The 26610-nt window shown below is 52.3% G+C and carries 27 protein-coding genes; 16 read left to right on the top strand and 11 right to left on the bottom strand.

Features of this window, described 5'->3' with window-relative positions:
- Positions 1 to 125 precede the first annotated feature (125 nt).
- The 4 genes from P8S54_RS03400 to P8S54_RS03385 all read left to right on the top strand — a co-directional run bounded on the left by P8S54_RS03400 (position 126) and on the right by P8S54_RS03385 (position 4131).
- Positions 126 to 1280 (top strand): acyl-CoA dehydrogenase family protein, encoded by a 1155-nt coding sequence (locus P8S54_RS03400; protein ID WP_009099455.1) that lies wholly within the window; start codon positions 126 to 128, stop codon positions 1278 to 1280.
- Positions 1281 to 1340: 60 nt separating this feature from the next.
- Positions 1341 to 2456 carry an enoyl-CoA hydratase/isomerase family protein gene (locus P8S54_RS03395; protein ID WP_281443239.1) on the top strand — a complete coding sequence of 372 codons (1116 nt, stop codon included), beginning with the start codon at positions 1341 to 1343 and terminating at the stop codon, positions 2454 to 2456.
- A 36-nt stretch (positions 2457 to 2492) separates the two neighbouring features.
- The gene (gene mmsB, locus P8S54_RS03390) at positions 2493 to 3392 is read left to right on the top strand and encodes a 3-hydroxyisobutyrate dehydrogenase (protein ID WP_281444055.1); all 900 of its coding nucleotides are present in this window, start codon (positions 2493 to 2495) and stop codon (positions 3390 to 3392) included.
- Positions 3393 to 3504: 112 nt separating this feature from the next.
- Complete coding sequence (locus P8S54_RS03385) at positions 3505 to 4131, top strand: glutathione S-transferase family protein (protein WP_281443238.1); 627 nt, start codon at positions 3505 to 3507, stop codon at positions 4129 to 4131.
- A 27-nt stretch (positions 4132 to 4158) separates the two neighbouring features.
- Here the strand turns inward: P8S54_RS03385 and P8S54_RS03380 are convergent, their stop codons facing one another.
- A complete protein-coding gene (locus P8S54_RS03380; protein WP_281443237.1) occupies positions 4159 to 5079 on the bottom strand; it encodes a 2-dehydropantoate 2-reductase in 921 nt (306 codons plus the stop codon).
- Between the two features lie 543 nt (positions 5080 to 5622).
- Between P8S54_RS03380 and P8S54_RS03375 the strand changes: the two genes are divergently transcribed.
- Positions 5623 to 6084, top strand: coding sequence for a hypothetical protein (locus tag P8S54_RS03375; RefSeq protein ID WP_281443236.1), 462 nt, complete (start codon positions 5623 to 5625; stop codon positions 6082 to 6084).
- A 470-nt stretch (positions 6085 to 6554) separates the two neighbouring features.
- Here the strand turns inward: P8S54_RS03375 and P8S54_RS03370 are convergent, their stop codons facing one another.
- On the bottom strand, positions 6555 to 7598 hold the full coding sequence (locus P8S54_RS03370; protein WP_281443235.1) for an IS110 family transposase: 1044 nt from the start codon (positions 7596 to 7598) through the stop codon (positions 6555 to 6557).
- A 414-nt stretch (positions 7599 to 8012) separates the two neighbouring features.
- Here P8S54_RS03370 and P8S54_RS03365 point away from each other — a divergent pair, with 414 nt between their 5' ends.
- From P8S54_RS03365 to P8S54_RS03340, 6 genes are all read left to right on the top strand, one after another.
- Positions 8013 to 8414: a hypothetical protein gene (locus P8S54_RS03365; RefSeq protein ID WP_281443234.1), complete on the top strand. Its 402-nt coding sequence runs from the start codon at positions 8013 to 8015 to the stop codon at positions 8412 to 8414.
- A gap of 78 nt (positions 8415 to 8492) precedes the next feature.
- Positions 8493 to 9080 (top strand): SEC-C metal-binding domain-containing protein, encoded by a 588-nt coding sequence (locus P8S54_RS03360; RefSeq protein ID WP_281443233.1) that lies wholly within the window; start codon positions 8493 to 8495, stop codon positions 9078 to 9080.
- An 88-nt stretch (positions 9081 to 9168) separates the two neighbouring features.
- Positions 9169 to 9867, top strand: coding sequence for a hypothetical protein (locus P8S54_RS03355; RefSeq protein ID WP_281443232.1), 699 nt, complete (start codon positions 9169 to 9171; stop codon positions 9865 to 9867).
- A gap of 85 nt (positions 9868 to 9952) precedes the next feature.
- Complete coding sequence (locus tag P8S54_RS03350) at positions 9953 to 10231, top strand: type II toxin-antitoxin system RelE/ParE family toxin (protein WP_281443231.1); 279 nt, start codon at positions 9953 to 9955, stop codon at positions 10229 to 10231.
- Positions 10231 to 10524: a HigA family addiction module antitoxin gene (locus P8S54_RS03345; protein ID WP_281443230.1), complete on the top strand. Its 294-nt coding sequence runs from the start codon at positions 10231 to 10233 to the stop codon at positions 10522 to 10524. The genes P8S54_RS03350 and P8S54_RS03345 overlap by 1 nt, the downstream gene beginning before the upstream one ends.
- Positions 10525 to 10619: 95 nt before the next feature.
- Complete coding sequence (locus P8S54_RS03340; RefSeq protein ID WP_281443229.1) at positions 10620 to 11021, top strand: GFA family protein; 402 nt, start codon at positions 10620 to 10622, stop codon at positions 11019 to 11021.
- 165 nt (positions 11022 to 11186) lie between these two features.
- Here P8S54_RS03340 and P8S54_RS03335 read toward each other — a convergent pair whose 3' ends face one another.
- From P8S54_RS03335 to P8S54_RS03320, 4 genes are all read right to left on the bottom strand, one after another.
- Positions 11187 to 12083 (bottom strand): bile acid:sodium symporter family protein, encoded by an 897-nt coding sequence (locus P8S54_RS03335; protein WP_281443228.1) that lies wholly within the window; start codon positions 12081 to 12083, stop codon positions 11187 to 11189.
- A gap of 73 nt (positions 12084 to 12156) precedes the next feature.
- Positions 12157 to 13911, bottom strand: coding sequence for an AMP-binding protein (locus P8S54_RS03330; protein ID WP_281443227.1), 1755 nt, complete (start codon positions 13909 to 13911; stop codon positions 12157 to 12159).
- A 395-nt stretch (positions 13912 to 14306) separates the two neighbouring features.
- Positions 14307 to 15311: an AI-2E family transporter gene (locus P8S54_RS03325; protein WP_281443226.1), complete on the bottom strand. Its 1005-nt coding sequence runs from the start codon at positions 15309 to 15311 to the stop codon at positions 14307 to 14309.
- 101 nt (positions 15312 to 15412) lie between these two features.
- On the bottom strand, positions 15413 to 16126 hold the full coding sequence (locus tag P8S54_RS03320) for a Crp/Fnr family transcriptional regulator (RefSeq protein WP_281443225.1): 714 nt from the start codon (positions 16124 to 16126) through the stop codon (positions 15413 to 15415).
- A gap of 384 nt (positions 16127 to 16510) precedes the next feature.
- On the opposite strand from P8S54_RS03320, the gene P8S54_RS03315 reads away from it, so the two are divergent.
- The 5 genes from P8S54_RS03315 to P8S54_RS03295 all read left to right on the top strand — a co-directional run bounded on the left by P8S54_RS03315 (position 16511) and on the right by P8S54_RS03295 (position 21392).
- Positions 16511 to 17824, top strand: a complete 1314-nt coding sequence (locus tag P8S54_RS03315) for a S8 family serine peptidase (protein ID WP_281443224.1) — start codon at positions 16511 to 16513, stop codon at positions 17822 to 17824.
- An 83-nt stretch (positions 17825 to 17907) separates the two neighbouring features.
- Positions 17908 to 18147 (top strand): hypothetical protein, encoded by a 240-nt coding sequence (locus P8S54_RS03310; RefSeq protein WP_281443223.1) that lies wholly within the window; start codon positions 17908 to 17910, stop codon positions 18145 to 18147.
- Positions 18148 to 18228: 81 nt separating this feature from the next.
- Entirely contained in the window at positions 18229 to 18636 is a 408-nt protein-coding gene (locus P8S54_RS03305) for a DUF2784 domain-containing protein (RefSeq protein WP_281443222.1), read from the top strand.
- A gap of 92 nt (positions 18637 to 18728) precedes the next feature.
- Positions 18729 to 19325, top strand: coding sequence for a LemA family protein (locus P8S54_RS03300; RefSeq protein WP_281443221.1), 597 nt, complete (start codon positions 18729 to 18731; stop codon positions 19323 to 19325).
- 24 nt (positions 19326 to 19349) lie between these two features.
- Positions 19350 to 21392 carry a M48 family metallopeptidase gene (locus P8S54_RS03295; protein WP_281443220.1) on the top strand — a complete coding sequence of 681 codons (2043 nt, stop codon included), beginning with the start codon at positions 19350 to 19352 and terminating at the stop codon, positions 21390 to 21392.
- Between the two features lie 46 nt (positions 21393 to 21438).
- On the opposite strand, the gene P8S54_RS03290 is transcribed toward P8S54_RS03295, so the two are convergent.
- From P8S54_RS03290 to P8S54_RS03270, 5 genes are all read right to left on the bottom strand, one after another.
- On the bottom strand, positions 21439 to 24537 hold the full coding sequence (locus P8S54_RS03290; protein WP_281443219.1) for a type I restriction endonuclease subunit R: 3099 nt from the start codon (positions 24535 to 24537) through the stop codon (positions 21439 to 21441).
- A complete protein-coding gene (locus P8S54_RS03285) occupies positions 24534 to 25109 on the bottom strand; it encodes a hypothetical protein (protein WP_281443218.1) in 576 nt (191 codons plus the stop codon). The genes P8S54_RS03290 and P8S54_RS03285 overlap by 4 nt, the downstream gene beginning before the upstream one ends.
- Before the next feature lie 156 nt (positions 25110 to 25265).
- Positions 25266 to 25391: a hypothetical protein gene (locus P8S54_RS03280; RefSeq protein WP_281443217.1), complete on the bottom strand. Its 126-nt coding sequence runs from the start codon at positions 25389 to 25391 to the stop codon at positions 25266 to 25268.
- On the bottom strand, positions 25391 to 25690 hold the full coding sequence (locus tag P8S54_RS03275) for a hypothetical protein (RefSeq protein WP_281443216.1): 300 nt from the start codon (positions 25688 to 25690) through the stop codon (positions 25391 to 25393). Before P8S54_RS03275 ends, P8S54_RS03280 begins: the two co-directional genes overlap by 1 nt.
- Positions 25666 to 26610, bottom strand: coding sequence for an anticodon nuclease (locus P8S54_RS03270; protein WP_281443215.1), 945 nt, complete (start codon positions 26608 to 26610; stop codon positions 25666 to 25668). The genes P8S54_RS03275 and P8S54_RS03270 overlap by 25 nt, the downstream gene beginning before the upstream one ends.

Genomic DNA, 26610 nt, shown 5'->3' with positions numbered 1-26610 from the left:
GTAGGTTAAGGTAAGTATATAAGTTAACGTAAACGTCAACATTACCAGTAACGACAAATAGCAAAGCCTGTGCCGTCCAACGCCGAATGACACGTTGCCCAGCCATGCTTGTACGGAGGAACGCTATGAATTTTGAGCTAAGCGAAGACCAAGTTGCCTTTTCTGATATGGCGCGGGCATTTGCCCAAAATGAGTTAGAACCCCATGCAGCAGAGTGGGACGCCGAATCCTTCTTTCCAGTGGATGTCATTCGTAAAGCGGGTGAGTTGGGCTTTTGTTCGTTGTACGCGCCGGAAAACGTTGGCGGGCTGGGGCTTTCCCGGCTGGATGCCAGCATTATTTTTGAACAACTTTCCATGGGCTGCACCTCTACGACGGCCTACCTCACCATTCATAATATGGTGACCTGGATGCTGGCGGACTTCGGCACGCCGGAAGCGGTGGAGCAGTGGGGTGAAAAGCTTGCGACAGGCGAGCTACTCGGCTCTTACTGCCTGACGGAGCCTAACTCCGGCTCCGATGCCGCATCGCTTAAAACCACGGCCAAGCGCGACGGCGACGACTATGTGCTGAATGGCAGCAAAATGTTTATTTCCGGCGCGGGCAGCACTGATTTTCTAGTGGTAATGGCGCGTACCGGTGGTGAAGGCCCCGGCGGTGTTTCCGCGTTTGCGGTGGATGCCAAAGCCAGCGGCATTAGCTATGGCCGTAAAGAGGAAAAAATGGGCTGGAACAGCCAGCCCACCCGCATGATCACCTTTGAAGACGTGCGCGTGCCTGCTAACCACTTGCTGGGCAACGAAGGCGACGGCTTCAAAATTGCCATGAAAGGACTAGATGGCGGGCGCATCAACATCGCTACGTGCTCTATTGGCACCGCCCAGCAGGCGATTAATAAAGCCCGAGAATACATGCTGGAGCGCAAGCAGTTTGGTAAGCGCCTAGCGGATTTCCAGGCGTTGCAGTTCCGCTTGGCAGATATGGTGACGGAGCTTGTAGCAGCCCGCCAGCTAGTACGTATGGCGGCCGCTAAGCTGGATTTAGGCCATCCGGATGCCACCGCGTATTGTGCCATGGCCAAGCGCTTTGCGACCGATGTAGGCTTTAAGGTATGCGACGAGGCACTCCAGCTTTACGGCGGTAACGGCTATATCAAGGAGTACCCCATGGAGCGCTACGTGCGTGATACCCGCGTGCACCGCATTTTGGAAGGCACCAACGAAATCATGCGGCTGATTATTTCTCGCCGCGTGCTTGCAAGCGGTGCCGCCGAGCTATAGTTAGCCACAAGGGCAGCCAGTCACAAGGACAATCACAAAGGCAATCACAAGGACAACGGAATGAGTTGCGTACTGTTTGCTGAACACGCCACCCAAGATGGCCATATCATTGGTGAGATCACCCTCAACGCTGAACGCTCTCTTAATGCGCTAACGCTTGAGATGATCGAAGAGATCCTGCCACGGCTGCAAGCCTGGCAGGCTGACGAGCGAATTGTAGCGGTACTGCTGGATAGCGCCGGTGACAAAGCCTTTTGCGCCGGTGGCGATGTGGTCAACCTCTATAAAGCCATAACCGGCGACGGCGACCCGGATTTTCCTCAGCGCTTTTTTGATACGGAATACCGCCTCGACTACCTGCTACACACCTACCCAAAACCGGTGATTTGCTGGGGTAACGGCATCGTCATGGGGGGTGGTATGGGGCTGCTAAGCGGCAGCAGCCACCGTGTGGTCACTGAAACCTCCCGCCTTGCTATGCCAGAAGTCACCATTGGCCTCTACCCGGATGTGGGGGCAAGCTGGTTCTTAAACCGCCTGCCCAATGGCACCGGACGCTTTTTAGCCATGACCGGCAGCCAAATCAATGCGCCGGATGCGGTGCACCTGGGTTTGGCCGACCGTGCCATTGCCAGCCAGTACCGCGATGCGTTGGCCGAGAAGCTGCTAGCAGCTACCTGGGGTGAAGGTAGCCAGACCGACGCCCACGGCGTCGTAAACAGCATTCTGCGCGAGCTAGAGCAGGCCTCCCAAGGTGCCTTTGCCGAGCTTGACGCCCCGGTTTACAAATCCACGGCGCTAATCCGCGAGTTAATGGATCACGACACTATTGAGCAAGTCGTCGCGGCGATCTTGGCGGTAGACACTGACGACAAATGGTTCAGCAAGGCCCAGAAAACCTTGGCTCACGGCAGCTCCGTCTCCATCAAGTTGATTGATGCGCAGTTAAAGCGCGCCAAGCACATGTCGCTTGCGGAAGTGTTTCAGTCGGAGTTGGCGCTTTCCGTGCAGTGCTGCCGCCACCGTGAGTTCCCAGAAGGTGTGCGTGCCCTGTTGGTAGATAAAGATGGCCAGCCAGCTTGGACGTACCCGGATGTCGCCTCCGTAGAGTCATCGTTTATCGATGGGCTGCTAGCGTCACCTTGGGAGGAGAGCCCCCTCGCGGATCTTCGCTAACGCATTTTCGACCACTCTCTAATAAGGACAACAATGATGACCACCGTCGCGTTTATCGGTTTAGGCAACATGGGCGGCCCCATGGCGGCCAACTTAGCAAAAGCGGGCTTTCAAGTGCGCGCCTTTGACCTTTCTGAACAGGCCCTGGAAACCGCCAAGTCTCACGGTTGCGACGTGGCGGCATCCGCCAAAGACGCCGCCACCGATGCAGACTTTATTATTTCCATGCTTCCCGCAGGTAAGCACGTACGCGGGCTGTATGTAGATGGCGATACGCCACTGTTTGATGTGATCAAACAGAGCGCCTTAGTAATCGACTGTTCCACCATCGACGCTGATACCGCCCGTAGCGTGGCCGCTGCGGGGGCTGAAAAAGGCATTGGCTTTGTGGATGCGCCGGTGTCCGGTGGGGTAGGTGGCGCCCAAGCAGGTACCCTGACATTTATTGTTGGCGGCTCTGATGCCCAGTTTGAGCAGGCCAAGCCCGTGCTAGACGTGATGGGTAAAAATATCTTCCACGCGGGCGACCACGGTGCGGGGCAGGTAGCTAAGGTGTGCAACAACATGCTGCTATCTATCTTGATGGCAGGCACCTGCGAAGCGATCAACATGGGCGTGAAAAATGGCCTGGACCCAGCGGTGCTTTCCGAGATTATGAAGCAAAGCTCCGGCGGTAACTGGGCACTAAACGTTTATAACCCTTACCCCGGCGTAATGGAAAACGCTCCGGCCTCTAAGGGCTACCAAGGTGGCTTCCAGGTTGACCTGATGATTAAAGACCTGGGCCTTGCGATGGATGTTAGCCAGCAGAGCGCCTCGCCCGTTCCCATGGGGTCTGCTGCCCGCTCGCTGTTTACCCTGCATAAAGCAGGCGGTAACGGAAACCTGGATTTCTCAAGCCTGCTAACGTTTTATCAGGATAAAAACAGCGCCTAAATGGTGTAGCGCGTGATTAAGCGTAAGCAAGAGGGCGGCTATGCCGCCCCTTGTTATAGGTGTCAAGGGCGGGCAAACTCAACCTCTTTATTATGCTCAAAAAGGGATTTCTATGATTACGCTTTGGGGCCGCAACAACTCTACCAATGTTAAAAAAGTCCTTTGGGTATTAGAAACCCTGGAGCTGCCTTACGAGCAAATTCCCGCAGGTCGGGAGCATGGGGTTAATAACACAGCCGAATACCTGGCGATGAACCCCAACGGGCTGGTGCCGCTGTTAAAAGACGACGCCACCCACACCGTACTCTGGGAGTCCAACGCCATTATTCGCTACCTAGCCGCCCAGTATGGCCAAGGGTCGCTGTGGATTGACGAACCCGCCAAGCGTGCCCAAATGGAAAAGTGGATGGACTGGTCAACCAGTGCGCTCACACCGCCACACCGTGCACTCTTGTTGGGCTATGTAAGAACCCCCGCAGAGCAGCGCGACACCGCCCGCCTAGAGCCCATCATCGCCACCTGCGAAAAGCTATTTGCACAACTGGACAACGCCCTTGCCGATCAGCCCTGGTTCTCTGGTGACGCGTTTGGTCTTGGCGATATAGCCCTGGCCCCATTCGTTTATAACCTGCGCAATAGCGGCATAACGTGGCAACCCCGCCCGCATCTAGAGCGCTGGTCTAAGCAGCTTGCTGAGCTACCCGCCTACCGCAACGTCGTGATGATTCCTGTCTCTTAAATAGGGCGCTTGAAGCCAAACCGATAGCTAAAAGCGTGCTTCCAGGGCCGCTAGCTCGGCATCAAGCGCTTGCAGTACCTCATGCGCCAGCCCATGGCGTTGGGCGCTTTCAATCAACGGCCCCAAAATCGCCCCGCGCTCGGTGGGGCGTTTGGCTTCAACGTCCTGCAGCATCGATGCCTTGTTGTGCGCGGTGTTCTCCACTACCTGCCACACCAATGCCAACCAGGCTTCCTTACCTTGCCTGCCCGTAGGCGGTTGAATGCCTTCAGCCTGCAAAATCGACGCGACTTCCGTTACTACCGCTGCCACGAGGCCTGCATAGGCTGTTTCCCGCAACTCGCCGTTACGCACGCCATGCAGCGCCACCAGCGGGTTAATCGCTGCATTCACCGCTAGCTTTTGCCACAGGCGTTGGCGAATATCGCCTACCGGCGTGGCGGTAAAGCCTGCCTCACCTAATGTCTGCGCGAGTGTTTCCGACAGCGCACCGTGTTGGTTATTCAGGTCGCCAATAAATGTCGGCCCACGCCCCGCGTGCACCACGCCCTCATCCCCCGTTAGGTAGGCGCCTTGGGTAGTCGTGGCACACAGCACTGGCCCCGGCCACGCCTGGGTAATGCGCGGCTGCGCTAAAAAGCCGTTTTGCCACAGCACCAGAGGCGTAGTAGGGGGGATAACGCGTGAAAGGCTTTCAAGCGCCGCCTCAGCCGCCATGGCCTTGGTGGTGATATGCACAAAACCGGGCGGTTTAAGTGTGTTAGAAGCTAACTGATCAACCGTGAACACATTAAGACGCTGCGAGTGTTGTTCGCCTTCGGGTGTGGTAAGCACTTGCTGCTCAGGCAGCGCCCGGCGGCTAATCAAAGCAACCTCGTTAAGCGGTGCAAGCGAATGGGCCAGCAAGCGGCCAATGGCGCCGGGGCCAAGTATCCAGTGGGTAGTCATTGTTGGGTCTTTAATCAGCAGCGAGAGTGCTGCCTAGCTTACCGTGTTCGTCACAAGGAAATGAAGGCGAGGGTAACAATGCCCAGAGGGGCGGCTAATAGATAGTGACGGCACTAAGCATAATCTGCTAGCGTTAAGGCTAAGCATATTTTGTTAAGATTGATGAGTTTTCAGTGCAAAAGGTAGGGCAGGTACGCATAGCAAACGTAGAGGCAACGAAGTGCTATGCAGTATGAATAGGGATTTTCAGCCAGGAATGCGCGTTTTCTGGCACGCCCAATGGAATGCGTGCTCAATTTTGCGGAAGATTTTTATAAAAATGCTTTAAAACAATAGGTTGAGAGGGGTGTGCGTATGTTTATACGCATTTCATAAAGACGATCAAGAATGATAACGCGCATGCGCATTTTTCTAGCGAGCTTTAGAATGAAATTGATGATTTTCCCTTTTCTATCAATAGATTGGAAGTTTGTGGTGAGGCTGGGCTCTCCAGGGAAACGCGCATGCGCATTAATAAACTGTTAGCTTGAAGGTATTAGGTTTATGGATGTGACTTGGGGCGCGATAGGAAAGGTTCTGCTTGCCGGCCTTGTGACTTACATTTTTCTGCCTGCTGTGTTGATCGCTAGGGACTATGTTCTATGGCGGGTTATATCAGTCTATATCCTGAATGACGACCTGAAGCGGAAGGTAACTCAGTATGTCCAGCTCGCCCATAAGTGGAACAATGAGTATGCGGGGCAGAGCAAGATTGAGTTTGATGATGACAAGACAAGATACTTGATCAACGGGCAAGAGGTATCTCAAGAAGACTGGCATCAACATTTTGAGGAATCGGGGCAGGTAGGCCAGCAATTGAGAGATTTGAAGCTGGAGATTGATAGAAAAGCCAGATTCTTTAAGTGGCTTTTGAAGCACTACGGGCAGGAAGCCATTGACCCAATAAACGAGTGGAAGAAAGTAGAAATGAAGCGACTTGAGAAGCGAGATAATGCCTCAAGCTAACACCTATGAGCCTTCTCTCTGTCAATAGGCCGCAGTGTTTTTTATTGGCCGCGTCAGCGGCCAATGGCAAGTCCCTGAGCTAGTGATCCTACTTCATCTGTCATCGTTGGCTGTGAGTGGCTTACAGCAAACACCTATTGAGGCTCTCTTAACGTGGTGGTTTACCACTGCCAGACCGGGTTGCTCCTTGCAGGTGGGTCTGGGGCACTAGACATTCATCGGTTAACCAGCCTCTGTCCTATTCAAAAAGCGGGTTACTTTACAGTCCCAGTTAGTTTCAGGTTCAGCGCCGGTGTAAGCCCACTCGCTCAGGGTATTGGTGCACGCCAGCAGGATGGATAATCAAAGCGACGGGCTTCGAGTTGGGTGTAGAAGTCGGGGTTCAGATCTCAAAATCAGTCAACAGACACCCTATTTCAGCACACTCCATGATGATCCAGTTAGACGTTGATCATCAGCCTGCTGCGTGACTAACTCGTTAAAAAGCGTTGTTCATCAAACACCTTCTCGTTCTTTAACATGAAATAGACCGCACGCCCGAGCTTGTGGGCCAGAGCTGATAACGCTTTGGCTTTACTCATGCGTTTCTGGAAGCGTTGCAACAGCTTTTGTGCGCCTGGATTGCTGCGCAGATAAAGCACCGCAGCCTCAGAAAAAGCCCACTTCAGATGGGCATTACCAATCTTGTTGCCCTGGGTGCCATAGGTCTTACCGGCCGATTCGGCTTTGCACTTGATCAGTCGGGAATAGGAGGCGAACTTCTGGACAGATTCAAAACGTCGAATATCACCCACTTCATACAGAATAGTGAGGGCCAGAATACGGCCAACGCCGGGAATGGTTTTTAATAAGTGGTAGTAGGTCGGCTGATGCTTTTTGGCCTGCTTTTCCAATAGCCATTCCACCTGGCTTAGTTCCCGGTGGTAGCACTCTAAAACGGCCATATCTAGATCGATATTGCGCTGAACGAGCGGGTCATCAAAGGTTCTGCCTAGTTGCTCTCTGGCACTGACATTTTTTAAATTGACCTTGTTGGGTGGCAGGTTGTACTGACTCGTGGTGTTGACCACATGAGCTTTGAGATCCGCGCCGTGGCGAACGAGTCCAGTTCGACGGCGAAGCAGGTCACGGGTAGCTCGCATGCTGCGTGGGTAGACATATGCAAGGGGAAAATTACCGCCTCGAATAAGCGCCGCAATTTTGTAAGAATCCACGCGGTCATTCTTGGTTTTACCACCATGAATGGCCTTCATATAAAGGGCATGGCCGAGAATGAAGGTAATGCCCTGGTCTTCACAGAAATCAGCGATCCAGTACCAGCAGTGCATGCATTCGGTGCCGATGACCAGATCGTCCAGGTAAGGTTCGATCAGATGAAGCAGAGGTTCTGGTTTGGCTGGAATCTCTTTATGCAGAAGGGTTTCGCCCTGCTGATCCAGGATGCAGACATATAAGCTACGGGCATGCAGATCAATTCCACAGTAGTGACGGTGAGTGCTATTGTAAAAGTTCATTGAGTCTTCTCCTGTTAGGTTTGGTCGCCTTTTCAGCTTAGCCAAACGGGCTGAGCTGGGGGAGAAGGCTCAATGAGTATCAAGTGCAGGCACGGCGACGCCCTTTGCATGGCGCCTTCGGCTCCATTCCAAGGTTGCGCGTGCTGCAAGCGTTAGCAAGGGTATCGTGAGTTAATGGATAGACTAATCGACCACCTATCAAGTGAATGGGATGCGCTTTCGCAGGCGCCGCTTGCTTTCATGATCCTTGCCGTACTGGTTTTTATGGCTGCTTATGCTTTGGCGCGGTGGCGATACGGCTCTGTTATTGAGCAACTTCGTGCGACTAATGAGACTCTACGAGAAAGAATTCATTTGAAGGATGAATAGGTTGATCAGTACCGCTCTCGCGCACTGCAGCTTGAAAATAAGCATATGGCAGTGGTGGATACGACAGAGGATGCCCTGCGGGAAAAGGCGCTAAGTGTGGTTCGTGGTATTCGGGATGTCAAAGACAAACATCAGTCGGCCTACGAGGAGGCTATCTCGAACGTTAGTAGAGGGCAGCAAGACCGACATGGCGATGATGATAAAAAATGGCGCGAGGATGCTGCTGACCCTTTGATGCGGGTTATGGGAACGGCTCTCGGTGAGTACTCGCGGGAGTATAAAGTCGATGCGATCATGTTGCGGGATGAGCTGAGGTCGAGGCTTTCCGAATATCAGCCCGACCCGATGACTCACGATATGCTATATGAACATCCTACTAACTTTTTTGTGTTGGAAGGGGTAGCAACAGACTTAGAACGTATGGCAAAGATGCTAACAAGCAAATGATGTACGCGCGTTTCACGCGCCAGACGCCTTCCTGCGTCAGGCGCCGCATATTTTGGCGTTAACTTTCAAGGAGGCACCATGCCAGAGATGCCAGCATTTTGCGATAACTGTGGAGCTATTTTTGGTTCTGGTTTCGTTTTTGAAAATTGTAGGAATGTAACTCTAAGCGGAAATCGAGTAGGTCCTTGCCCAAACTGCGGAGGCACGGGCCATGTACCTGATGGCGTTTACGACATCACTGGCAACGCAATAAAGTTACTGCAAGGAAGTATTAAGACAATTCAGCAGTTACAGAAATTATCGGCTGTACTGGCTGAAGCGCAAAAGAGAAACCTTTCGAAAGAACAAGTCCAAGCAAACATACAAGAAACAGTTCCTGAGTTAAAGAATTTCGCTTCTGTACTGCCGCAAACAAGGTCTGAATTGTACGGTTTCATCGGAATTATATTGACAGCTATTGGGTTAATGATTGCGGCCTACAGTACTTTCAAAGACGATCCCGTGCCGGAAAGAGAAATAGAAAAAATTATCGAGCGCTCTATCGAGCAATCAATTCAAAAATTAGCTCCAACTAGACCAACAACACCTCAGAAGCAAAAGAGAAACGATCCGTGCGCATGCGGAAGTGGTGTTAAATATAAAAAGTGCTGTTATTTGTCGGCATAAAAGTTAACAAGCGCAATCAAGCGGATCAATTTTCCGCTGCGCTACAAATTGCCCGGTGTTGCGGGCGTTAAATTTCCAGGAATAGTGCGTGAGTAAATTGAAAGCTTACAAGTCCAGAGGCGAACACAAAGGCCAGCCTATATATCCGCACAAACATAAAGACGGAACTTATGTGGCGAGCCCATCTCGTTTTGAAGTTGACTATGTTTATGTAGATACGGAAGAAGAGCTCGAAGCATTAGTGCGGTCTGGCCTAGGGGCAAGAATGTCCAGTCCTGACATCAAACAGGCAGCATCTCTCATTACTGCCGATAGCATCAAGTTCACTGATTCAAGCTCGCCTCCGGTCACGGCAAAAACTGTGCTTCCCAAACTGAGCGAGCAAGTGAACCTAGATATTGACTCGATTACCAAATCAAGAAAGGAGCAAGCACTCCTTCGAGCGCACATTTCGGGCGGACGATCGCAAGCAAAGTGTGTACTTTGTGAGAACGAGTACCCTTTAGAGTTCTTGGTCGCTGCGCACATTAAGAAAAGATCGGAGGGTTCTAAGTCAGAGAAACTCGATTTTGACAATATCGCTGCCTTAATGTGTAAGGCAGGTTGTGATGATATGTTCGAAAAAGGTTATGTTTTTGTCTCTGGCGGTGTAGTCAAGAAGAACGAAAAGCGCTCCACGACTCCAGCATTGGATATGCTCATTAGAAAAATCGAGGGTAATGCTGTGGCAAATTGGGCAGGTAGCTCAGCATATTACAAGCACCATGAATCGAAAGTTAACAAGTAGCTGGACCGGACTCGCTATCGCTCGCGCGGTGAGCAAGTCGTTAAGCTCTGTTGTTGCGTGGTGCGCAACATGCTAGAGTGCCCTCATGATTAAATCATTCCGTCACAAAGGACTGAAGCGGTTCTACTCGACTGGCAGCATGGCTGGCATACAGTCTGATCACGCCAAGAAGCTGCGCATGCAGCTTGCTGCTCTAGATACTGCCACTTCAGTGGAAGACATGGATATCCCCGGTTTTCGGCTTCATCCATTGAAGGGCGAAGACAAAGGGCGGTGGTCGATTTGGGTAAACGGAAACTGGCGCATGACGTTCAAATTTCAGGACGGCAACGCCTACATACTTGATTATGAGGATTATCACTGATGACTATGCATAATCCGCCGCATCCCGGTGAATTCATCCGGGAGGTGTATCTGGCACCTTTCGGAATCAGCTCCCGTCAGCTTGCTTCCAGTCTGGGCGTTTCACCTTCCACTTTGTCCCGATTGATCAAAGGGGATAGTGGTATTAGCCCGGAAATGTCTCTTCGTCTGTCCAAGGTTCTTGGGCGTACCGCTGAGAGCTGGTTGGCGATGCAAGATATGTATGATCTCTGGGTGGCCCGCAGCACGGTTAATCTGGACGGTATTGAGCCCCTGGATTTCGAGGCCGCTTAACCAGTGGCAGCACGGTGACCGCTTTTCCGCTGCGTCGCAGCTCCGAAACAGCACGTGTGCCAAGCGTTACACGATCAAGAACAATGGAGAGTTCGGTGCATAAAGGCAGTTGTCTTTGCGGGGGCGTCCGCTACGAGTACAGCGGTGGCATTGATGAGGTGTCCATGTGCCACTGCAAACAGTGCCAGAAGGCGCAGGGCAGCGCTTTTGTGGCCGTTGCGCCCATCCTGTCAGAAGGGTTCCGTATTACCGAAGGGGCTTCCTATTTAAAGGAGTTTCGCGCCAGCCCCAATAAGTCGCGGGTGTTTTGCGCAGAGTGTGGCAGTCCACTGTACAGCGCGAGAGATGATCGTCCTGAGGTGAAACGATTACGGCTTGGCACGCTGGATACCCCCGTGCTGTCAAGTAAGCGTTACCACGCATGGGTATCCTCGAAAGCGGATTGGTTTGAGTTGGCAGATGACCTGCCAACATTCCCTGAGCTGCCAACGTCATAGTAAAAGCGCATGCATCTGCACTACAGCCGTGCCGCCTGAGAGACCATGGTTGACCGTTAAAATGCCGCAACGGCCAGTTTATGATGCATTAAGCAGCGTTTTCCTCTTTAAACAATACAGCGGGGCTGTGAGTAGCCCCGCTGTCGCCATGGCTGAAATAACTACCTATGAGGGTTCGACCTTGGCTTGGTCGCGGGCAAGCTCTTCTTGTTTGGTTAGCTTGCGATAAAGTACCGCTACTGCGGTGGAGTTCAGGACGATAAACAGCGAGTACATGACGGGTATCAGTAGGATTAACTGCTGTGTTTCGCCGCTAAAGGTCATGATCACGATTAACGCGGCCAGCGGGCCGTTCTGAATCCCCGTTTCAAGAGACACCGTGCGGGCTTTTTGTGGGTTGAGCTTAAGTACGCGGGAGAACAGGTAACCGAACAGGAAGCCTACTAAACCCAGCAGAATCACCGCCGCATATACTTGCCAGCTGGTTTCCATCAGCAAGCGCCAGTTGCGCGGCGCCCACGTCACTACCAGAAACACAATCACGATGGCACCCAGTACGCCGCCTACCAGCTCGATCACGGCGCCAATATTGGCATTTTTGCGCCGTATCCACATGCCTAGCAGCGTCGGAATAAGCAGCACAAACAGCAGGCGGGCAATCTGGTCGGGGGGAATACGGAAGGCGTCATCAATCCCTTGGGTGTAAAACGCCATCCACAGCGGCACCAGGATAAAGCCCGCCAGCGTAGAGCAGATGGTCATCATGATGCTAAGGCTGAGCAAGCTTCGTGAGAAGTAGGCAAAGATGTTGGAGGTGGTGCCGCCAGGCATACAGCCCATCAGTACTAGGCCAACCGTTTGTTCAACCGATAGGTTAAGAAGGCGCGCCAGGGCAAAGGCAATAAAAGGCATCAGCAAATATTGCGATGAGAAGCCGACCCCTATGGCCTGGGGGTGGCGCATGGAGAGCTTGAAGTCCTTAAAGGTGAGTGATGCCCCCATGCCGAACATAATGATCACCATCATGATCGACAATAAATTCTCTTCCAGTGAACTCAACATAGTAGTGTACTCAACATAGTGCTGTAACTCCGTGACCGGCCGCTGTTGTTATGCGGTTATTATTGTTACGCGATTATTGTTGTTTAGCCTCTGCGCGGCTGGCCTGAACAGTGGCGCGAACTTCTTTGCGCAGCACCTTCCCAACAGGTGTTTTCGGTAGCTCATCCCAGAACACGACTTTTTTGGGCACTTTGTAGGCAGCCAGCTCTGTTTTGCAGTGCCGGATGATGTCCTTGGCACTCAGCCCCTGTTCACGCAGTACCACGTAGGCGTGCACCGCTTCGCCGGTTTGGTCGTCGGGGATACCAATTACCGCAGACTCTTGCACCTGGGGTAAGCGCGCAATGCTGTCTTCTACCTCGTTGGGGTAGACGTTAAACCCGCTGACCAGAATCATGTCTTTTTTACGGTCGACGATTTGGAAATGCCCATCTTCGGTCATGGTTCCAATATCGCCAGTGTAGAGCCAGCCATCTTTCAAGGTTTTGGCCGTCTCTTCAGGGTTATTCCAGTAGCCTTTCATGATTTGCGGGCCCCGGGCGATAATTTCGCCGGTTTCTCCCTGTGGCACGGTGATGCCTTGTTCATCGACGATGCGCACCTGGGTAAACGGTGCGGGGATGCCGATGCTGTTAGCGCGCTCGTGCCCAATGGGGTTGAAGCAGATAACCGGCGAGCTTTCCGTCAGGCCGTAGCCTTCCGCAATGGGCGTGCCCACTACGCTGCGCCAGCGCTCAGCGACGGATTTATGCAGCGCGGTGCCGCCCGCCATCGCCACTTTCATGCTTTTAGGCGGGTACACCGTGAACCACTCTTCATTTAGCAGGGCGTTGAACAGCGTGTTAACCCCCGAAATCCAGGAGATTGGGTAGTTATCAAAGGCTCGCTGGCAGTTTTGAATAGGGCGGGGGCTGGGGACCAGAACGTTGTGCGCCCCTTTGCTGTAAAACGCCAGCAGGTTCACCGTAAACGCGAAGATGTGATAGATGGGTAGCGCGGTGAGAACGCACTCTTTGCCAGCTTCGATATGGCTACCAACCACCAAATCCACCTGTTCTAAGTTGCTCAACAGGTTGCCGTGGGCAAGCTCCGCCCCTTTGCTAACGCCAGTGGTGCCCCCGGTATATTGCAGCAGCGCGGTGTCTTCACGGGTGATGTCCTGCCAGTAACTGGCCACATCAATATGTTGTTTGGCTTGGGTGGCTTGGCCCGTTTGAATGGCCTGCGTGAGCTGAACGGCACTTAAAGAGTGCTTGGGGATGGCTCTGTTCCAGTACTTCAGCACGGCATCCAATACTGTGCGAACCACCGGTGAAAACCACTGTGAGAGTGAGGCCAGCACCACGTGCTTAATCTGGGTGTTGGGGAGCACATCTTCTAGTTTATCGGCGAACATATCCATGATCACCAGCGCCTGCACGCCAGCGTCGTTGAACTGGTGCTCCATTTCCCGGCGTGTGTAGAGCGGATTGACGTTCACCAGTACACAGCCCGCTTTTAGAATGCCAAAAATGGCCACAGGTAGGGCTAAACAGTTGGGCATTTGCACCGCCACGCGGTCGCCTTTGGCAAGGCCTAGGGTCTCGCGCAGGTAAACCGCAAAGGCATCGGAGAGCGTGTCCGCTTGCTGGTACGTAAGCGTGCCATTCATGCCGTTAGGCATGCAGGTGGTGAAGGCTGTATGAGGGCCAAACTGCTTGGCCGCCGCGACGATCATGGCGGGAATATTCGCAAAGCGTTGCTGCTGCGCTTGATCCTTAGTCGCGTTATTAGTGGTGCCATAAAGATGTGCCCACGGCGCGCTGTCATAGACGTGATCATTTGACATGCACATTCTCTTCGTTGGGGCCCTTTAACGAAAGTGGCCGTTGTTTTTATTAGCCGCCTACACGCGTATTTCACGGGTTGGCATCTTTATGGAATAACGCAGCTACTCAGTTTAAGTCAACCGTTTTAATTTATGCTCTGAGTAGGCGAGGTGTTTAATGAGGTGGCTATTAAAAGCGGGCGAAGCACGAAAGAAGTGGAATGCCAAGCAATCGGCCGTCGAGAAGATCAAAGCCAGCATTCGGTGGTGGCATGGTTCGCGATCTTAGGCTTGCAAAGTGGGGCGAGGGTTTCAATGATTTACATTTGGCATTGATGTTTATGGTCAACGAGCAATGCGGGGAGCTGGGTAGCCGCGTTGACAGCCTTTAAGTGGGCGGCTACATCAGCAATTCCCTACGTCACTTTATCTCCCAGCGTATGCTCCACCCAGAGCTTTTGAACCGTGATCATCGCCACGATGGCGAGCGGTGCGGCGAGTATTAGCCCAGCCGCCCCGAAGATAAGGCCGAGGAGTACTTGCACAGTGATGAGAAGCGCAGGGGCGAGTTCGACCGCCTTGTGTTGAATCATTGGCACCAAGACGTTTCCCTCGATGTTTTGAATCACGATGTAACCCACCAGCACAATCAACCCTGTCTGCATTCCTTCTGTAAATCCCACCGCCACGATGGGCACTGCCGCAATAAGTGGGCCGATGAACGGGATGAAAGTAAGCAGCGCCGTTAAGACCCCGAGCGCAAACCAGAGCTCGATGCCGAGCAGGAATAGCCCGAGCCCAACGGTGACCCCAAGGAGCGCCATTGACACGAGTTGCCCTAGAAACCACCAGCGAAGGGCATGGGCGAGCGAGGATAGTGTGTCTTCTGCTAGTGGCCGGCTGTTGGGTGGTACAAGGCGCACCGCTCCCCGCCGATAAAGCGCCGGTTTGGCCGCCAAGAAAAGCGTGAGTATGACCAGGATGATGAGGCTCGTTAAGGCGCCGACCGCCGTCATGACATGACCTGCTATTTCGCCTACGGCATCGGCAAGGTCGCCGTCCTCGGCGTTCATCTCCTCCATTATGTTTATGTCGGTGTGCTCCGTGAGCCAAGCCTGCACTTTCTCACCAAAATCGACCACCGTCTCGCCTAGCTCTCTAAACTGCTGCACGAGGCTTGCCGCCGTAAGCCCCAGTGAGCCGATGAGGATCGCTGTGATGCCGGTCGCAACGCCGACAAGCGCCCACCCGCGAGAGAAAGGCAGCTTCCTTGCGATTGCCTGCGCGAGCCCGTCTAAACCGACCGCAAGCAGAACGGCAGCAAACACAAGAAGGAGTACCTCCCCGAGGAGGTAGCCGATCAACATAAGTCCTGCTGTCAGTAGTATCGTGTCGGTTCTGATCAAGCGTTTTGATTCCATGCGTTTCTCTCTCCATTGTCGCCACTACACAAGATACAACAACATGAAGAGTCGCACCGACGAACGTGAACACGCCAAAGGTTAGGGCTGGGGCTGTTTTTTCATAATGACGTTAACACCCTGGCATAAAGCGCGGAGTCTTCTTTATAGCATTGGCAAGAGGCTTCGATCAGACCCGACCGATTAAGCACATCAATTTCGCCACGTTGATAACCAATCAACCCGCGGGTTTGCAGGTCTATTGCGGCAAGCGTAACGCCTGCCCGACGAACGCCTAACATCATGGCTAGAAACTCATGGGTTAAGTACAGTTGGTCAGACCCCGCGCGATCTTGTGTCATCAGTAGCCAGCGGGCGAGGCGCGCCTCAATCCCATGAAAGTGGTTACAAGCGGCTGTTTTCGCCAGTTGGTTCATCACCACATAGACATACCCTCTCATCCGCTTATTCAGCACCGGGCATATCTCAAGTAGCTGTCTGAAGCGAACTGAACTGATGCGTAGGGCAGACCCCGCGCCTTGAACAAGCGAGAGCAGCGCTGTGTCTTCAATGCCAAGCACTACGGAAGTGCCCAGCATGCCTTCTCGGCCTGCCATCGTGACTTCTAAGCGGTCGTCAGTGTCGACGACGGCAATGAGTGAAATAAAGCAATCAATAGGGAAATAAACGTAGATGATCGGATCGCCGGGCTGGAGCAGTACCTCGTTAAAAGCAAGCTCCACCGTTTCGCAGTCAGCCATTACCGCATTACGCTCAACCTCTGGTAGCGCAGTAAGTAGCTGATTGGTAGTGCGAACTTGCAACGTAGTCGTCATGCGCCTCTCCGGTCATAAAAAACAGGCAAACGGCACCATACGATAATCATCACTTTGATGCTGGCTGCAGGCTGCCGTTAGATAAATAGCAAACGATAACTATGCATGTTGGCACTGACTCTATTATGCGTCGGCGCGCTAGCGCACATAACGTGTTAATAATTTTCGCGATTATGTTTGCTGTCTTGGTTCAGGCGCAGCGATTACGTTGCCACATTTTTATCTTTCAGCAAGGGGTCACTCACTGCGGAGGCTCCTGGCCGAATCAAACGCTTTCTTCCATATTTTAACAACGGGTCAATTGACGCCCCTGCTGGCGTGCACAAAGCCTAGCAATCCCAAGCAACCAAACGCATCACAGAGCCAAACGAGAAGGAATTTACAATGGCGACAAAACCTAACGGCAGCGGCAATAAGCGTACGGGTGCCAATGCGTCACTCAATTCTGTTTCATGCGGGGCCGAACAGCTGTTATTGGCGGCACTGGAACGCGGTAGCCACTGCCTTGAAACAGGGCGTTTCCTGATCAGTTATCGTGAGGGAATGTTAGAAGAGGGCATCAAAACACTGAAAGACCGGAAGTTTCGAGTTGCCGATGCCCGTGACTTTGCAGGCCAAGCGGTCAGCTTGGAAGACGCTGGGGATGCTGAGGTAATGGTGTTTCCCGAGATTGGCGTCGCGCTGGTGGGCGGTGATGCCTTGCAGCAGCATGGGATGAGCATGAACGATGCTGTTTTAACGGAGGGGCCGATAGAAATCATTGAGCCTGAGTATTTTGCCTTCTCAGAAAACTCAGAGTACCTGCGGGGCTTCTTGCGGGCAGCAAGTACTATTGCGCACGATCTTGGCGCTGATTGCGCGATGGGTGAGGCTGAAGAGGAGCTGCGTGATGAGGTGCTAGGAGCGACCTGGGGCTTGGCACGGTGCAAGGTTCCACAAAGTCGCTGGAGTGGTGCTGGCATTAAGGTAGCCGTGCTTGATACGGGAATGGATTGCGGGCATCCAGACTTTGCCGATAGGCCGTTTGACTGCCGATCATTCGTAGGGCAACCGGTGCAAGATATCAATGGGCACGGGACCCACTGTATTGGCACTGCTTGTGGGCCAAGGGCTTCTGCTGGGAGTACACCTGGCTATGGCGTCGCTTTCGATGCGCAGGTTTTCGTTGGGAAAGTGCTTACGAATTCAGGTAGTAGCACAGGCGCTGGGGTGCTGGCAGGGATGAATTGGGCGATTGCCAACCGGTGCGAGGTTATCTCAATGTCGTTGGGTAGCCAGAGCCCAGCGCAGGTGGCCTACAACCACGCGGGTGCGGCGGCGCTTCGTCATGAGTGCCTGATTATTGCTGCCGCGGGTAATGCGTCGATGAAAACGGGGGCGCCTGCTAATTCGCCTACGATTATGTCGGTGGCATCGCTTGACCCGAACTTAAGGCCCTCCAGCTTTTCGAACTTTGGGAAGGTCGATATTGCGGCACCAGGGCGCGATGTATTTTCGTCATGGCCCCGGCCGATTAATTTTAAGACGATTAGCGGTACCAGTATGGCCACACCACATGTTGCGGGTTGCGCCGCGCTTTGGGCTGAGTCCGATGCGTCGCTGCGCGGAATGAACCTGTGGAGACGACTGCTGGCTTCAGCACAGCGCCTGCCTTTTCCCGACGACCGTGTAGGGGCGGGGGTGGTGCAAGCGCCCTAAACTGAGCCCATTATCAGTGGGGGCTGTCATGTTGGTTAGTTTTCAAGGTAATGCTCAATGTATGAACGCCGGAGAGCGAATTAATGCAAGGTATAGAGCTATGGATTATTACGATTTCAAGCGATCAATCGATCAGGGAAATCGCCACGCGCCTTAGCGCAGAAGGCTTAACCATCAGGGATGTACTTGAGGATATTGGCTGCATAACCGGATCAGCAGATACCGCCACGGCGGATCGGTTAAAGAAGATTGAAGGCGTTGTGGATATTGCACCCGATATGCCAATCGAGATTGGGCCGCCAGACGCTGGAGAAACCTGGTAAGCCCACTGATGCCCGTATGGGAAGGCTGTCAGTATCTCAAAAAACACGCCACTTATTATTAGTTGCCCAGGGTGAGTGTCCATGTCCCCGCAGTTGTTGCTCCTGCTAGCTGATGCCATTTTGTTAATCCACGTGCTGTTTGTGGCGTTTGTGGTGCTTGGCTTGGTGGCCATCTATGCGGGGTATTTTCTGGGCTGGCGGTGGGTGCGCAACAGTTTCTTCCGCATTACGCATCTATGCGCCATTGTCTATGTCGTCGTGCAATCCTGGTTAGGCATGGTGTGCCCTTTGACGATTTGGGAGATGGCGCTGCGGGCCAAGGCGGGCGTAGACACCTACGGAGGCTCCTTTATTCAGTACTGGCTGCATAACCTTTTGTATTTCACCGCGCCGGAGTGGGTGTTTATGCTGGTGTATACCCTGTTTGGTAGCTTAGTGGTGGCGAGTTGGTTTGTTGTACGGCCTCGCCCCCGTCCGCGCCATCACTAATACGTTTAAAGCGCTTAAGTGCTACTATTTTTGCTATTAGATGAAATGCAGCTTGCTGCACTCTCGCTCCCATCTCCCAACAAGGAAGGATCATGACGATTACGCTCATCATTGTTTTAGCGATTCTCGCGGCTGTTGTTTTCTATATCGTTGCCATCTACAACCGCCTGGTGGCATTGCGAAACCGGTTTCAGAACGCCTTTGCCCAGATTGAAGTGCAGCTGAAGCGCCGCCACGACCTGATTCCTAATCTGGTAGAGACGGCAAAGGGCTACCTCAGCCATGAGCGGGAAACTCTGCAGGCGGTCATTGAGGCCCGTAATACGGCGTCGGCGGGCTTGAAAGCGGCCGCTGCAAACCCGGGTAGTGCCAAGGCAATTGCCGATTTAGGCGGCGCTGAAGGCGCGCTGACACAAGCCATGGGACGGCTTAATGTGGTGATGGAAGCCTACCCAGATTTGAAAGCCTCGCAGAACATGCAGCAGCTCTCTGAAGAGCTCACCAGCACTGAAAACAAAGTGGCGTTTTCGCGCCAAGCATTTAATGACTCCGTAATGCACTACAACATCTACAAGCAGAGTTTCCCCCAGGTGGCGGTGGCCGGTATGTTCGGCCATGGCGAAGATGCTGCGTTGCTAGAGTTTGAAGACAGCGCCCAAATTCAGGTGGCGCCTAAGGTGTCGTTCTAAGTAACCGCGGAGTGGATAGGGCTAATGGATTTTTTTACTGCACAGGATCACGCTCGCCGCAAAACCGGGCACTTGGTTGTTTTACTCATACTCGCCGTGCTCGCCCTGATTATTGTCACCACGCTGGTCGTTGTCCTTACACTGCATTTTATGGGGGGAGAGCAATCTGCTGTCCAAACGGATCTCTCGGTTGACGGAGTAATGTCCGCTTTATCCCTCGAGCTTGTGGCGGGTGTGGCAGCGGCGGTGATTGTTGTTGTGGTGTTAGGTGGGTTGTTCAAGCAGCACCAATTAAGCCGTGGTGGCCGGGCAGTGGCGGAAGCGCTAGGTGGGCGCGAGATCAATCTAAATACTCGCGATGCTGACGAGCGCCGAATCCTCAATGTGGTAGAAGAGATGGCCATTGCCTCAGGAACGCCGGTGCCCTTGGTTTACGTGCTAGAGGAGGAGGGCATTAATGCCTTTGCGGCAGGCTATCGGCCCAGCAATGCGGTGATAGGTATTACCCGTGGGGCAATTCGCAGCTTAAACCGCGACGAACTTCAAGGCGTGGTCGCCCATGAGTTCAGCCATATTCTGCATGGTGACATGCGGCTGAATATTCGCCTGGTGAGCATACTGCACGGCATCCTGTTGATTGGGTTGCTGGGCGGAACACTGCTGCGCAGCATGCGTTTTCGTCGAGTGGGAGGCAACAAGCGTGATAACTCGGCAATGGTGGTGCTGGCGCTTGGGGCCTCGCTAATGCTGATCGGCTACGCGGGCACCTTTTTTGGTAATTTGATTAAATCAGCGGTCAGCCGTCAGCGTGAATATTTGGCGGATGCCTCTGCCGTGCAATTTACCCGTAACCCCAAAGGCATCGGAAACGCACTGGTGAAGATTGGCGCACATGCGCAAGGATCTAACCTGCAAGCGGCCCATACGGCAGAGTTCAGCCATCTGCTATTCGGCCAGGGGATGCGGTCAGGGTTTACGCAAATGATGGCGACCCATCCGCCACTTAACGACCGTGTCCAGCGGGTAATGCCTGACTGGGACGGCCGCTTCGAGGTCGAACCGCCCCCGCAACAAGCCGAAAGTGACACCTCACGCGCAGAAAGCCAAGCACAGCCGGGAGCAGGGTTTAGAGCGGGTATTCGAACAGGCATGCAAGATGCTGATATGGCCGGTGCGGGCGTCATCTCGGCTATATTAACCGGCGCTTCTGCTCAAACCGCCATTGGCGCCATGGGCAAGCTCGATCAACGCCACCTAGCGCATGCGCAGTCAGTGCTCAACGCCTTGCCAGCGCCGATAAAAGAAGCTGCCCATGAGCCTTATACCGCTCGTGCACTGATCTATGCGCTGCTGCTAAGCGATGAGCAGGCGGTGCGAGAGCATCAGCTAAAGGCGTTAGAGCAAGCGGCCCTGCCCGATGTGTACCAAGCATTACTGGCGTGTGGGCCTGAGGTCTCAAGGCTGGATGTACACCTGCGGTTGCCGCTGATCGAGCTGACACTGCCCGCGTTACAGTCACTTTCCACCGAGCAGGGTCAGCACTTTCGCCTCTGTATGGAGCGGCTGATTGATGCGGATGGCAAGGTTAGCCTGTTTGAATGGACGCTCTACCAGCTTGTGTTAAACAATTTGGGTGAGCAGCATGGCGGTCCTTCTAACCTCAAGTTAAGCGACCTTAAAGGGGAGTGCCAGCAGCTCCTCGCGGTGCTGGCTGCCGCCGGGCAGGATGACCCCGCAGAGATTAGCGCCGCACTGACAGCGGCTGGGAATGAACTGCCTTTTGACTTGGCTGAGGTAGAGGGTGCCAGCGACATGCAGGCACTAAGCCTTGCTGTTGAGCGTTTGCGGCGCCTTAAACCATTACACAAGCCAGCGTTGCTGCAGGCTATGGCGCGCTGTATTGAGCATAGCGGGCGCATTCTGCCTGCCGAGGCTGAGCTGTTCCGGGCAATGGCCGATATCCTCGACTGCCCCATGCCGCCGCTGCTTTCAGAAGGGCTTAAGCCCCCGCGCTTAGCAACGCGGCAGAAAAATATAGCGCGTAAGTCTTACAGTAGCGCGTGCTGAAAAGCGTTGGGGGGCATTAAGGTTATCATCTTACTATGTCTATTGATCAAACCTTCCCTCCTACCCCTTTGAATTTCTCCACAAACGCAACAAGCTTCTGAAACACGCTCTGCTTTTTGGTGAGGTATTGCGGGTTCAGCGGGCTCATTTTCGGCAACAGGCTGTTGAGCTCAGTGCCTTTTTCACTGGCATATTCCCGTTTGAGCGAGGTAGTGAGGTAGCGCCGGGCTTCTTCTGCCTTTAAATTTTCTGATTCAATTAGCGCCTCGGCCTCGCGTTGCTGTTCAGCCTGGGCAAAGGTAAAGAAGGCCTCAATCACGTTGGCTTTCTCACCGATCTGGTCTAGGTCAGTCTGGTTGATGAAATCAACCACCAGGCCCTCTTTCGCACGATTGCCTAGGCTGGCTCGAATAACGCGCCGCACCTCTTGCACTAAATCGGCTTTGCTTTTGGTTTTTTTGTTGTGCTCGAAGATCAGCCCTAAAATGTAATCCAGGTTGATCTCCTGGGACTTCAGCAGGTCTACCTCAAACTCCACATCATCCCAGTCAATAGTAGACGTATCAGTTGCTTCAGCGGCCTTTTGGCGGCGTTGCCAGTCGCGGATGTCATTATAGGTCGAGCGGTAATCCTGAACCTTGCGCTCGGGGGGTAAACGTATGGTTTGCAGCTCCGCCAGCTTTTCATCGTCCAAGTAGTGTTCTGCTTTAAACGCCGCTACCGCTTCAGGGTCGCTGGTGTCCAGGTTTTGCAGGGCTTTTAGGCTGGCAAATTCATCGTAGTTTTGCAGCACGTTTTCGACGCGCAGATACTCGCCAAAAACCTTAGCAAAGGCTTTTTTGTCTGCTTCCTTTTCGATGGCCGCAGGGTCGGGGAAGTTTTGCTCCAGATCGGCGACCACCTCCATGAAACCGCGCCTTGCATGCCCGGTTACCAAGTCGGTAAAGCCTTCCATATACTCTTTGTAGCTTTTCTCTAACACCACGTTCTTGGTGTTTTTATCCCCAAACAGGGTAATGGCATCCACCGTGGCCTTTTCCAGGTCGCGGAAGGTCACGATGTTGCCAAACGCTTTAGTGGCATCATAGATGCGGTTGGTGCGCGAGAAGGCCTGCATCAAACCGTGATAGCGCAGGTTCTTATCGACAAACAGAGTGTTCAGCGTAGGTGCGTCAAAGCCGGTGAGGAACATGCCGACCACGATCAGCAGGTCGATTTCCTTGGCTTTTACCCGCTTGGCTAGATCGCGGTAGTAGTTCTGGAAACCGTTGCTGTCCACGCTGTAGGTGGTTTTAAAGTAAGCGTTGTAGTCGTCGATGGCAGCACTTAAAAATTCCTTAGCGCTGGAGTTCATCGCCGACACATTAAAGCTTTCGTCCAGAATGTCGCCGACGGCATCCTGCTCTTCATTGGCCGCAAACGAGAAGATGGTGGCGATTTTCAGAGGTTTGTCGCTGTTTTGTTGAAGCTCATTCAGCGCTTCATAATAGAGCTTGGCGGCTTCCACGCTGCTCACCGCAAACATGGCATTAAAGCCCTGGTTGTTACCCTGCAGGCGGTGCGTTTTCTGGCGGTAGTGGTGCAGAATATAGCGAGAAATCTCCCGAATGCGATCCGGGTGTTGCAACGCCTGTTTGTTCTCGGCGGCGCTTAGCTTTTTCTCATCTTGCTCGGTTTCTATCGCCTTAAACTTGGGGCGTACATCGTTGTAGTCCACCTTGAACTTGAGCACCTTTTCATCCCGAATGGCATCGGTGATGACATACGAATGCAGCTCGCGGCCAAACACGCTGGCGGTGGTGTCCGCGCCTAACGCGTTTTGCGGAAAGATGGGCGTACCGGTAAAGCCAAACTGATAGAACCGCTTGAATTTCTTTTTCAGGTTTTTCTGTGCCTCACCAAACTGGCTACGGTGGCACTCGTCAAAAATGAACACCACCTGCTGTTTGTAAAGGGGCAGGCTGCCTTCACTCTTCATCAGGTTGTTGAGCTTCTGGATAGTGGTGACGATGCTCTTATTATCGTCTTTCTCGATGTTCCTCTTCAGGCCCGCCGTGTTGTCTGAGCCGTTTACGCTGTCAGGCGAAAAGCGTTGGTACTCCTTCATGGTTTGGTAGTCCAGGTCTTTCCTGTCCACCACGAAAAACACCTTGTCGATAAACTCTAGCTCGGTGGCCAAGCGTGCCGCTTTAAAGCTGGTTAGGGTTTTCCCTGAGCCGGTGGTATGCCAGATATACCCACCGCTTTCAGGCGTGCTCCAGGTTTTAGCTTCAAACGAGCTTCTCACCTTCCACAGAATGCGCTCGGTAGCGGCAATCTGATAAGGGCGCATGACCAATAGGGTATTGTCGATATCAAACACCGAATAATGCAGCAGAACATTCAGCAGAGTGTTTTTCTGGAAAAAAGTGGCTGTAACGTCCTTCAGGTCTTTGAGCAAGGTGTTGTCTGCCTGCGCCCAGTTCATGGTGAAGTCGAAGCTGTTTTTGTTGCGCTTTGTGGTGTTGGCAAAGTAACGGCTGTCAGTGCCATTGCTGATCACAAACAGCTGCAAATACTTGAACAAGGAGTGCTCACTGTTGAAGCTCTCCTTGCTGTAGCGGTGTACCTGATTGAATGCTTCACGAATGGCCACGCCGCGTTTTTTCAGCTCTACCTGCACCAGTGGTAAGCCATTGACCAGAACCGTGACATCATAACGATTGGCGTGGCTGCCGGTTTGGGCAAACTGCTTGATGACCTGCACTTTATTGCGGGCAATCGTCTTTTTATCGACTAGGTAGATATTCTGGATGCGGCCATCATCGAAGGTAAAATCATGAATGTAGTCGTCGTGAATCTTGCGACTTTTATCCACGCTGCTGTCGCTAGGCTTATCCATGTAGGTTTCGACAAAGCGCCGCCATTCGCTTTCTGAAAACTGCACCTGATTCAACGCCTGCAACTGCACACGCACATTGGCGAGCAGCGCCTCGGGGCTGTTGAGGCTGGGGAGGTACTCATAGCCCTGATTGACCAGATCCTGAATCAGCTCCCGCTCTAGGGCATCTTCACTCTGGTAGCCCTCAGCCACCTTCCATTCCTTGCTGTACCTCTCCAACACAATGAAGTTATTGGATTCAGCGATGGGGGTGTAATGCGTCACGTTGGCTCTCCCTGCATGAAATGGCGTTTGAATTTTTCGTGGTTTTCTATATTGCTGCGAACATCGGTTTCATCCCAGATTTGCAGTTCCCACGGAAAGTAAAAGTTGCTTCTGTTTTTGAAGTAAACATGCAGGCCGCGATAACCCTCTTTGTCGCGCAAATACCAGTTTTTCAAGCCCAGTTCGTCTTGCCAGTCGTCCAGCAACTCCATCACCTGGCTGATTTCATCGGCGGTGAGCACAATGCGGGCACCAAAAATATCATTCAGCCAGTTATTCACCGGGTACTGATCTTCGCGGCTGGAAAAACGCTCGATCTTGTCATCAATACTCTCGCGGGTTTTTACGCGATAAAAGTATTTGATCTCGATTTCTGCCGCCATCAGGTAGTCGTTAATGCTTTCATGCAGGGTGAGGCGGTATTGATAAATGTGGGCGACGGGAACCTGTCGGATGGTTCTGGAAAGATTGAGTTTGGCGATTTGTCCGGTTTCAAAATAATCCCTGGAAAAATCCGCGTGCAGGCGATTGATTTCACTGACCAGTTGTTTGGCCTGGCTGATTTTATCCATTACTTGCCTCCTATCGCTCGTGTGCTCGTGCCTGGACTGCCTGCTGATGATGCGAACATCCTTCTGCATTTACAGGGGCATTTACAGAGGCATTTACAAGGGTGTTTTGTGCCAAACCACTCAGGATTTCACTGATGATGAAAGGCGGTTGGTAGCTCATATCAGGCCGCCGTCTCTGCATCCGGCTTCGCTTTGGTAGCTTTCAGCCACCTTCCATTCCTGGGTGTACTTGTCCAGCACAATGAAGTGATTGGATTCGGCGATGGTTTTGTAATTGGTCATTACCCTTCCTGCCTCTTAAAACCATAGTTGTTGGTCAAATAGTTCACTAGTTCATCCAGTTTTTCTTTGTCTCTCTGTTCAATGTCTGTGATTTCTTCACCTGCATGAGCAGAATGGCTAGAAAGATTCATAAGTCTACTAGCGAATGGATTTGGCAAGCCTTCGTCTGTTTTTTCAAGAAGGTCTTCCCAACGCGGATAGCCTAGAAAGGTGGCTGTTTTTTCTAAGATGTTTCTTAAAAACGCAAAATGATATTTGCTGATTTCCTGGTCTTTTATAGCCTTACGCACTTCTGACAATAAAAAAAATGGTAAGAGAAAGGGTGGTCATTTGAAGTAAATAACTCAAAGGTGCCGTCAGCTTGTTTTTCCAACCTGTACTTTTCTGATTGGCCCCGCTTGTATAACCACGCAGGAATCCCGTCCTGGACTGGATTTTTAATGTCATTATTCAGCTCGTTGTGAAGGACGTTATAAAACAAAGGGCTATGCGTTGTGATGACGAACCTTAAGCCTTTTCCCTCATGGTAGTGGCTTCTTTTTATTAGATTGGCCAGATCAACAGCGAGTTCAATCAGGTGAGTATCATCCAGAGAACTCACTGGGTCATCAATAAACACATATTCCAATTTATCAAATTGATCATCATCTCGTTTGTCAGGTTGAGGCTCACTAAGGATTGAGATTACTTCCTGCAATAATGTATAGAAAATACTCCAGACAAAATTTCTCTCTTCACCCTTAGATATTTTCAACTTTCCTGAACTTTCAGACCCCGTTTCAAAGGAAAAAGTGACCTCGGGGTAGGTTTTCTCACCTGTTTTTTTTCCCGATCTGATGACATCACTTTCATGAAATAGCGGCATTAGCTTATCGTTAGTGTAGCGCTGAAAATTCTTTATAATGTCGGTATCGCCTCGTTCCCTCAGAATCCAGTCGGTGAATGTGTTCGGCTGTATTTTCAGCTTTGGTTCTCTATCGTTATTTAAATCGTTATCCCAATAGAAAAGGTCTTCGGTAAAGGCGTTGTAATACAGAATTCTGCTACGAGATAACTCAGTCTCTTCTCCACTTTCTTCATCGCTGCTTTTAGGAGCGATTTCTTTCTTAAAGGCGAGCGACAAGCGGGTTTTGCCTGTACCATTAAAGGCATAGATCAGCTGAACTTTTTTGTTAGCACCTTTCAGTTGCTGAGCAACCTGTTCTAAAGTTTTACTCAT

The organism is Halomonas sp. M1 (genome assembly GCF_029581375.1).
In the GTDB taxonomy this organism is placed as follows: Bacteria; Pseudomonadota; Gammaproteobacteria; order Pseudomonadales; family Halomonadaceae; genus Vreelandella.
The sequence above is the reverse complement of the archived record's forward strand: the minus strand, read 5'-3'. Positions and strand labels throughout refer to the sequence as shown.

Coding starts and splice junctions, on each gene's coding strand:
- P8S54_RS03400 (WP_009099455.1), top strand. CDS start 126: ATGAATTTTGAGCTAAGCGAAGACCAAGTTGCCTTTTCTGATATGGCG.
- P8S54_RS03395 (WP_281443239.1), top strand. CDS start 1,341: ATGAGTTGCGTACTGTTTGCTGAACACGCCACCCAAGATGGCCATATC.
- mmsB (WP_281444055.1), top strand. CDS start 2,493: ATGACCACCGTCGCGTTTATCGGTTTAGGCAACATGGGCGGCCCCATG.
- P8S54_RS03385 (WP_281443238.1), top strand. CDS start 3,505: ATGATTACGCTTTGGGGCCGCAACAACTCTACCAATGTTAAAAAAGTC.
- P8S54_RS03380 (WP_281443237.1), bottom strand. CDS start 5,079: ATGACTACCCACTGGATACTTGGCCCCGGCGCCATTGGCCGCTTGCTG.
- P8S54_RS03375 (WP_281443236.1), top strand. CDS start 5,623: ATGGATGTGACTTGGGGCGCGATAGGAAAGGTTCTGCTTGCCGGCCTT.
- P8S54_RS03370 (WP_281443235.1), bottom strand. CDS start 7,598: ATGAACTTTTACAATAGCACTCACCGTCACTACTGTGGAATTGATCTG.
- P8S54_RS03365 (WP_281443234.1), top strand. CDS start 8,013: ATGGCAGTGGTGGATACGACAGAGGATGCCCTGCGGGAAAAGGCGCTA.
- P8S54_RS03360 (WP_281443233.1), top strand. CDS start 8,493: ATGCCAGAGATGCCAGCATTTTGCGATAACTGTGGAGCTATTTTTGGT.
- P8S54_RS03350 (WP_281443231.1), top strand. CDS start 9,953: ATGATTAAATCATTCCGTCACAAAGGACTGAAGCGGTTCTACTCGACT.
- P8S54_RS03345 (WP_281443230.1), top strand. CDS start 10,231: ATGACTATGCATAATCCGCCGCATCCCGGTGAATTCATCCGGGAGGTG.
- P8S54_RS03335 (WP_281443228.1), bottom strand. CDS start 12,083: ATGTTGAGTTCACTGGAAGAGAATTTATTGTCGATCATGATGGTGATC.
- P8S54_RS03330 (WP_281443227.1), bottom strand. CDS start 13,911: ATGTCAAATGATCACGTCTATGACAGCGCGCCGTGGGCACATCTTTAT.
- P8S54_RS03325 (WP_281443226.1), bottom strand. CDS start 15,311: ATGGAATCAAAACGCTTGATCAGAACCGACACGATACTACTGACAGCA.
- P8S54_RS03320 (WP_281443225.1), bottom strand. CDS start 16,126: ATGACGACTACGTTGCAAGTTCGCACTACCAATCAGCTACTTACTGCG.
- P8S54_RS03315 (WP_281443224.1), top strand. CDS start 16,511: ATGGCGACAAAACCTAACGGCAGCGGCAATAAGCGTACGGGTGCCAAT.
- P8S54_RS03310 (WP_281443223.1), top strand. CDS start 17,908: ATGCAAGGTATAGAGCTATGGATTATTACGATTTCAAGCGATCAATCG.
- P8S54_RS03305 (WP_281443222.1), top strand. CDS start 18,229: ATGTCCCCGCAGTTGTTGCTCCTGCTAGCTGATGCCATTTTGTTAATC.
- P8S54_RS03300 (WP_281443221.1), top strand. CDS start 18,729: ATGACGATTACGCTCATCATTGTTTTAGCGATTCTCGCGGCTGTTGTT.
- P8S54_RS03295 (WP_281443220.1), top strand. CDS start 19,350: ATGGATTTTTTTACTGCACAGGATCACGCTCGCCGCAAAACCGGGCAC.
- P8S54_RS03285 (WP_281443218.1), bottom strand. CDS start 25,109: ATGGATAAAATCAGCCAGGCCAAACAACTGGTCAGTGAAATCAATCGC.
- P8S54_RS03280 (WP_281443217.1), bottom strand. CDS start 25,391: ATGACCAATTACAAAACCATCGCCGAATCCAATCACTTCATTGTGCTG.
- P8S54_RS03270 (WP_281443215.1), bottom strand. CDS start 26,610: ATGAGTAAAACTTTAGAACAGGTTGCTCAGCAACTGAAAGGTGCTAAC.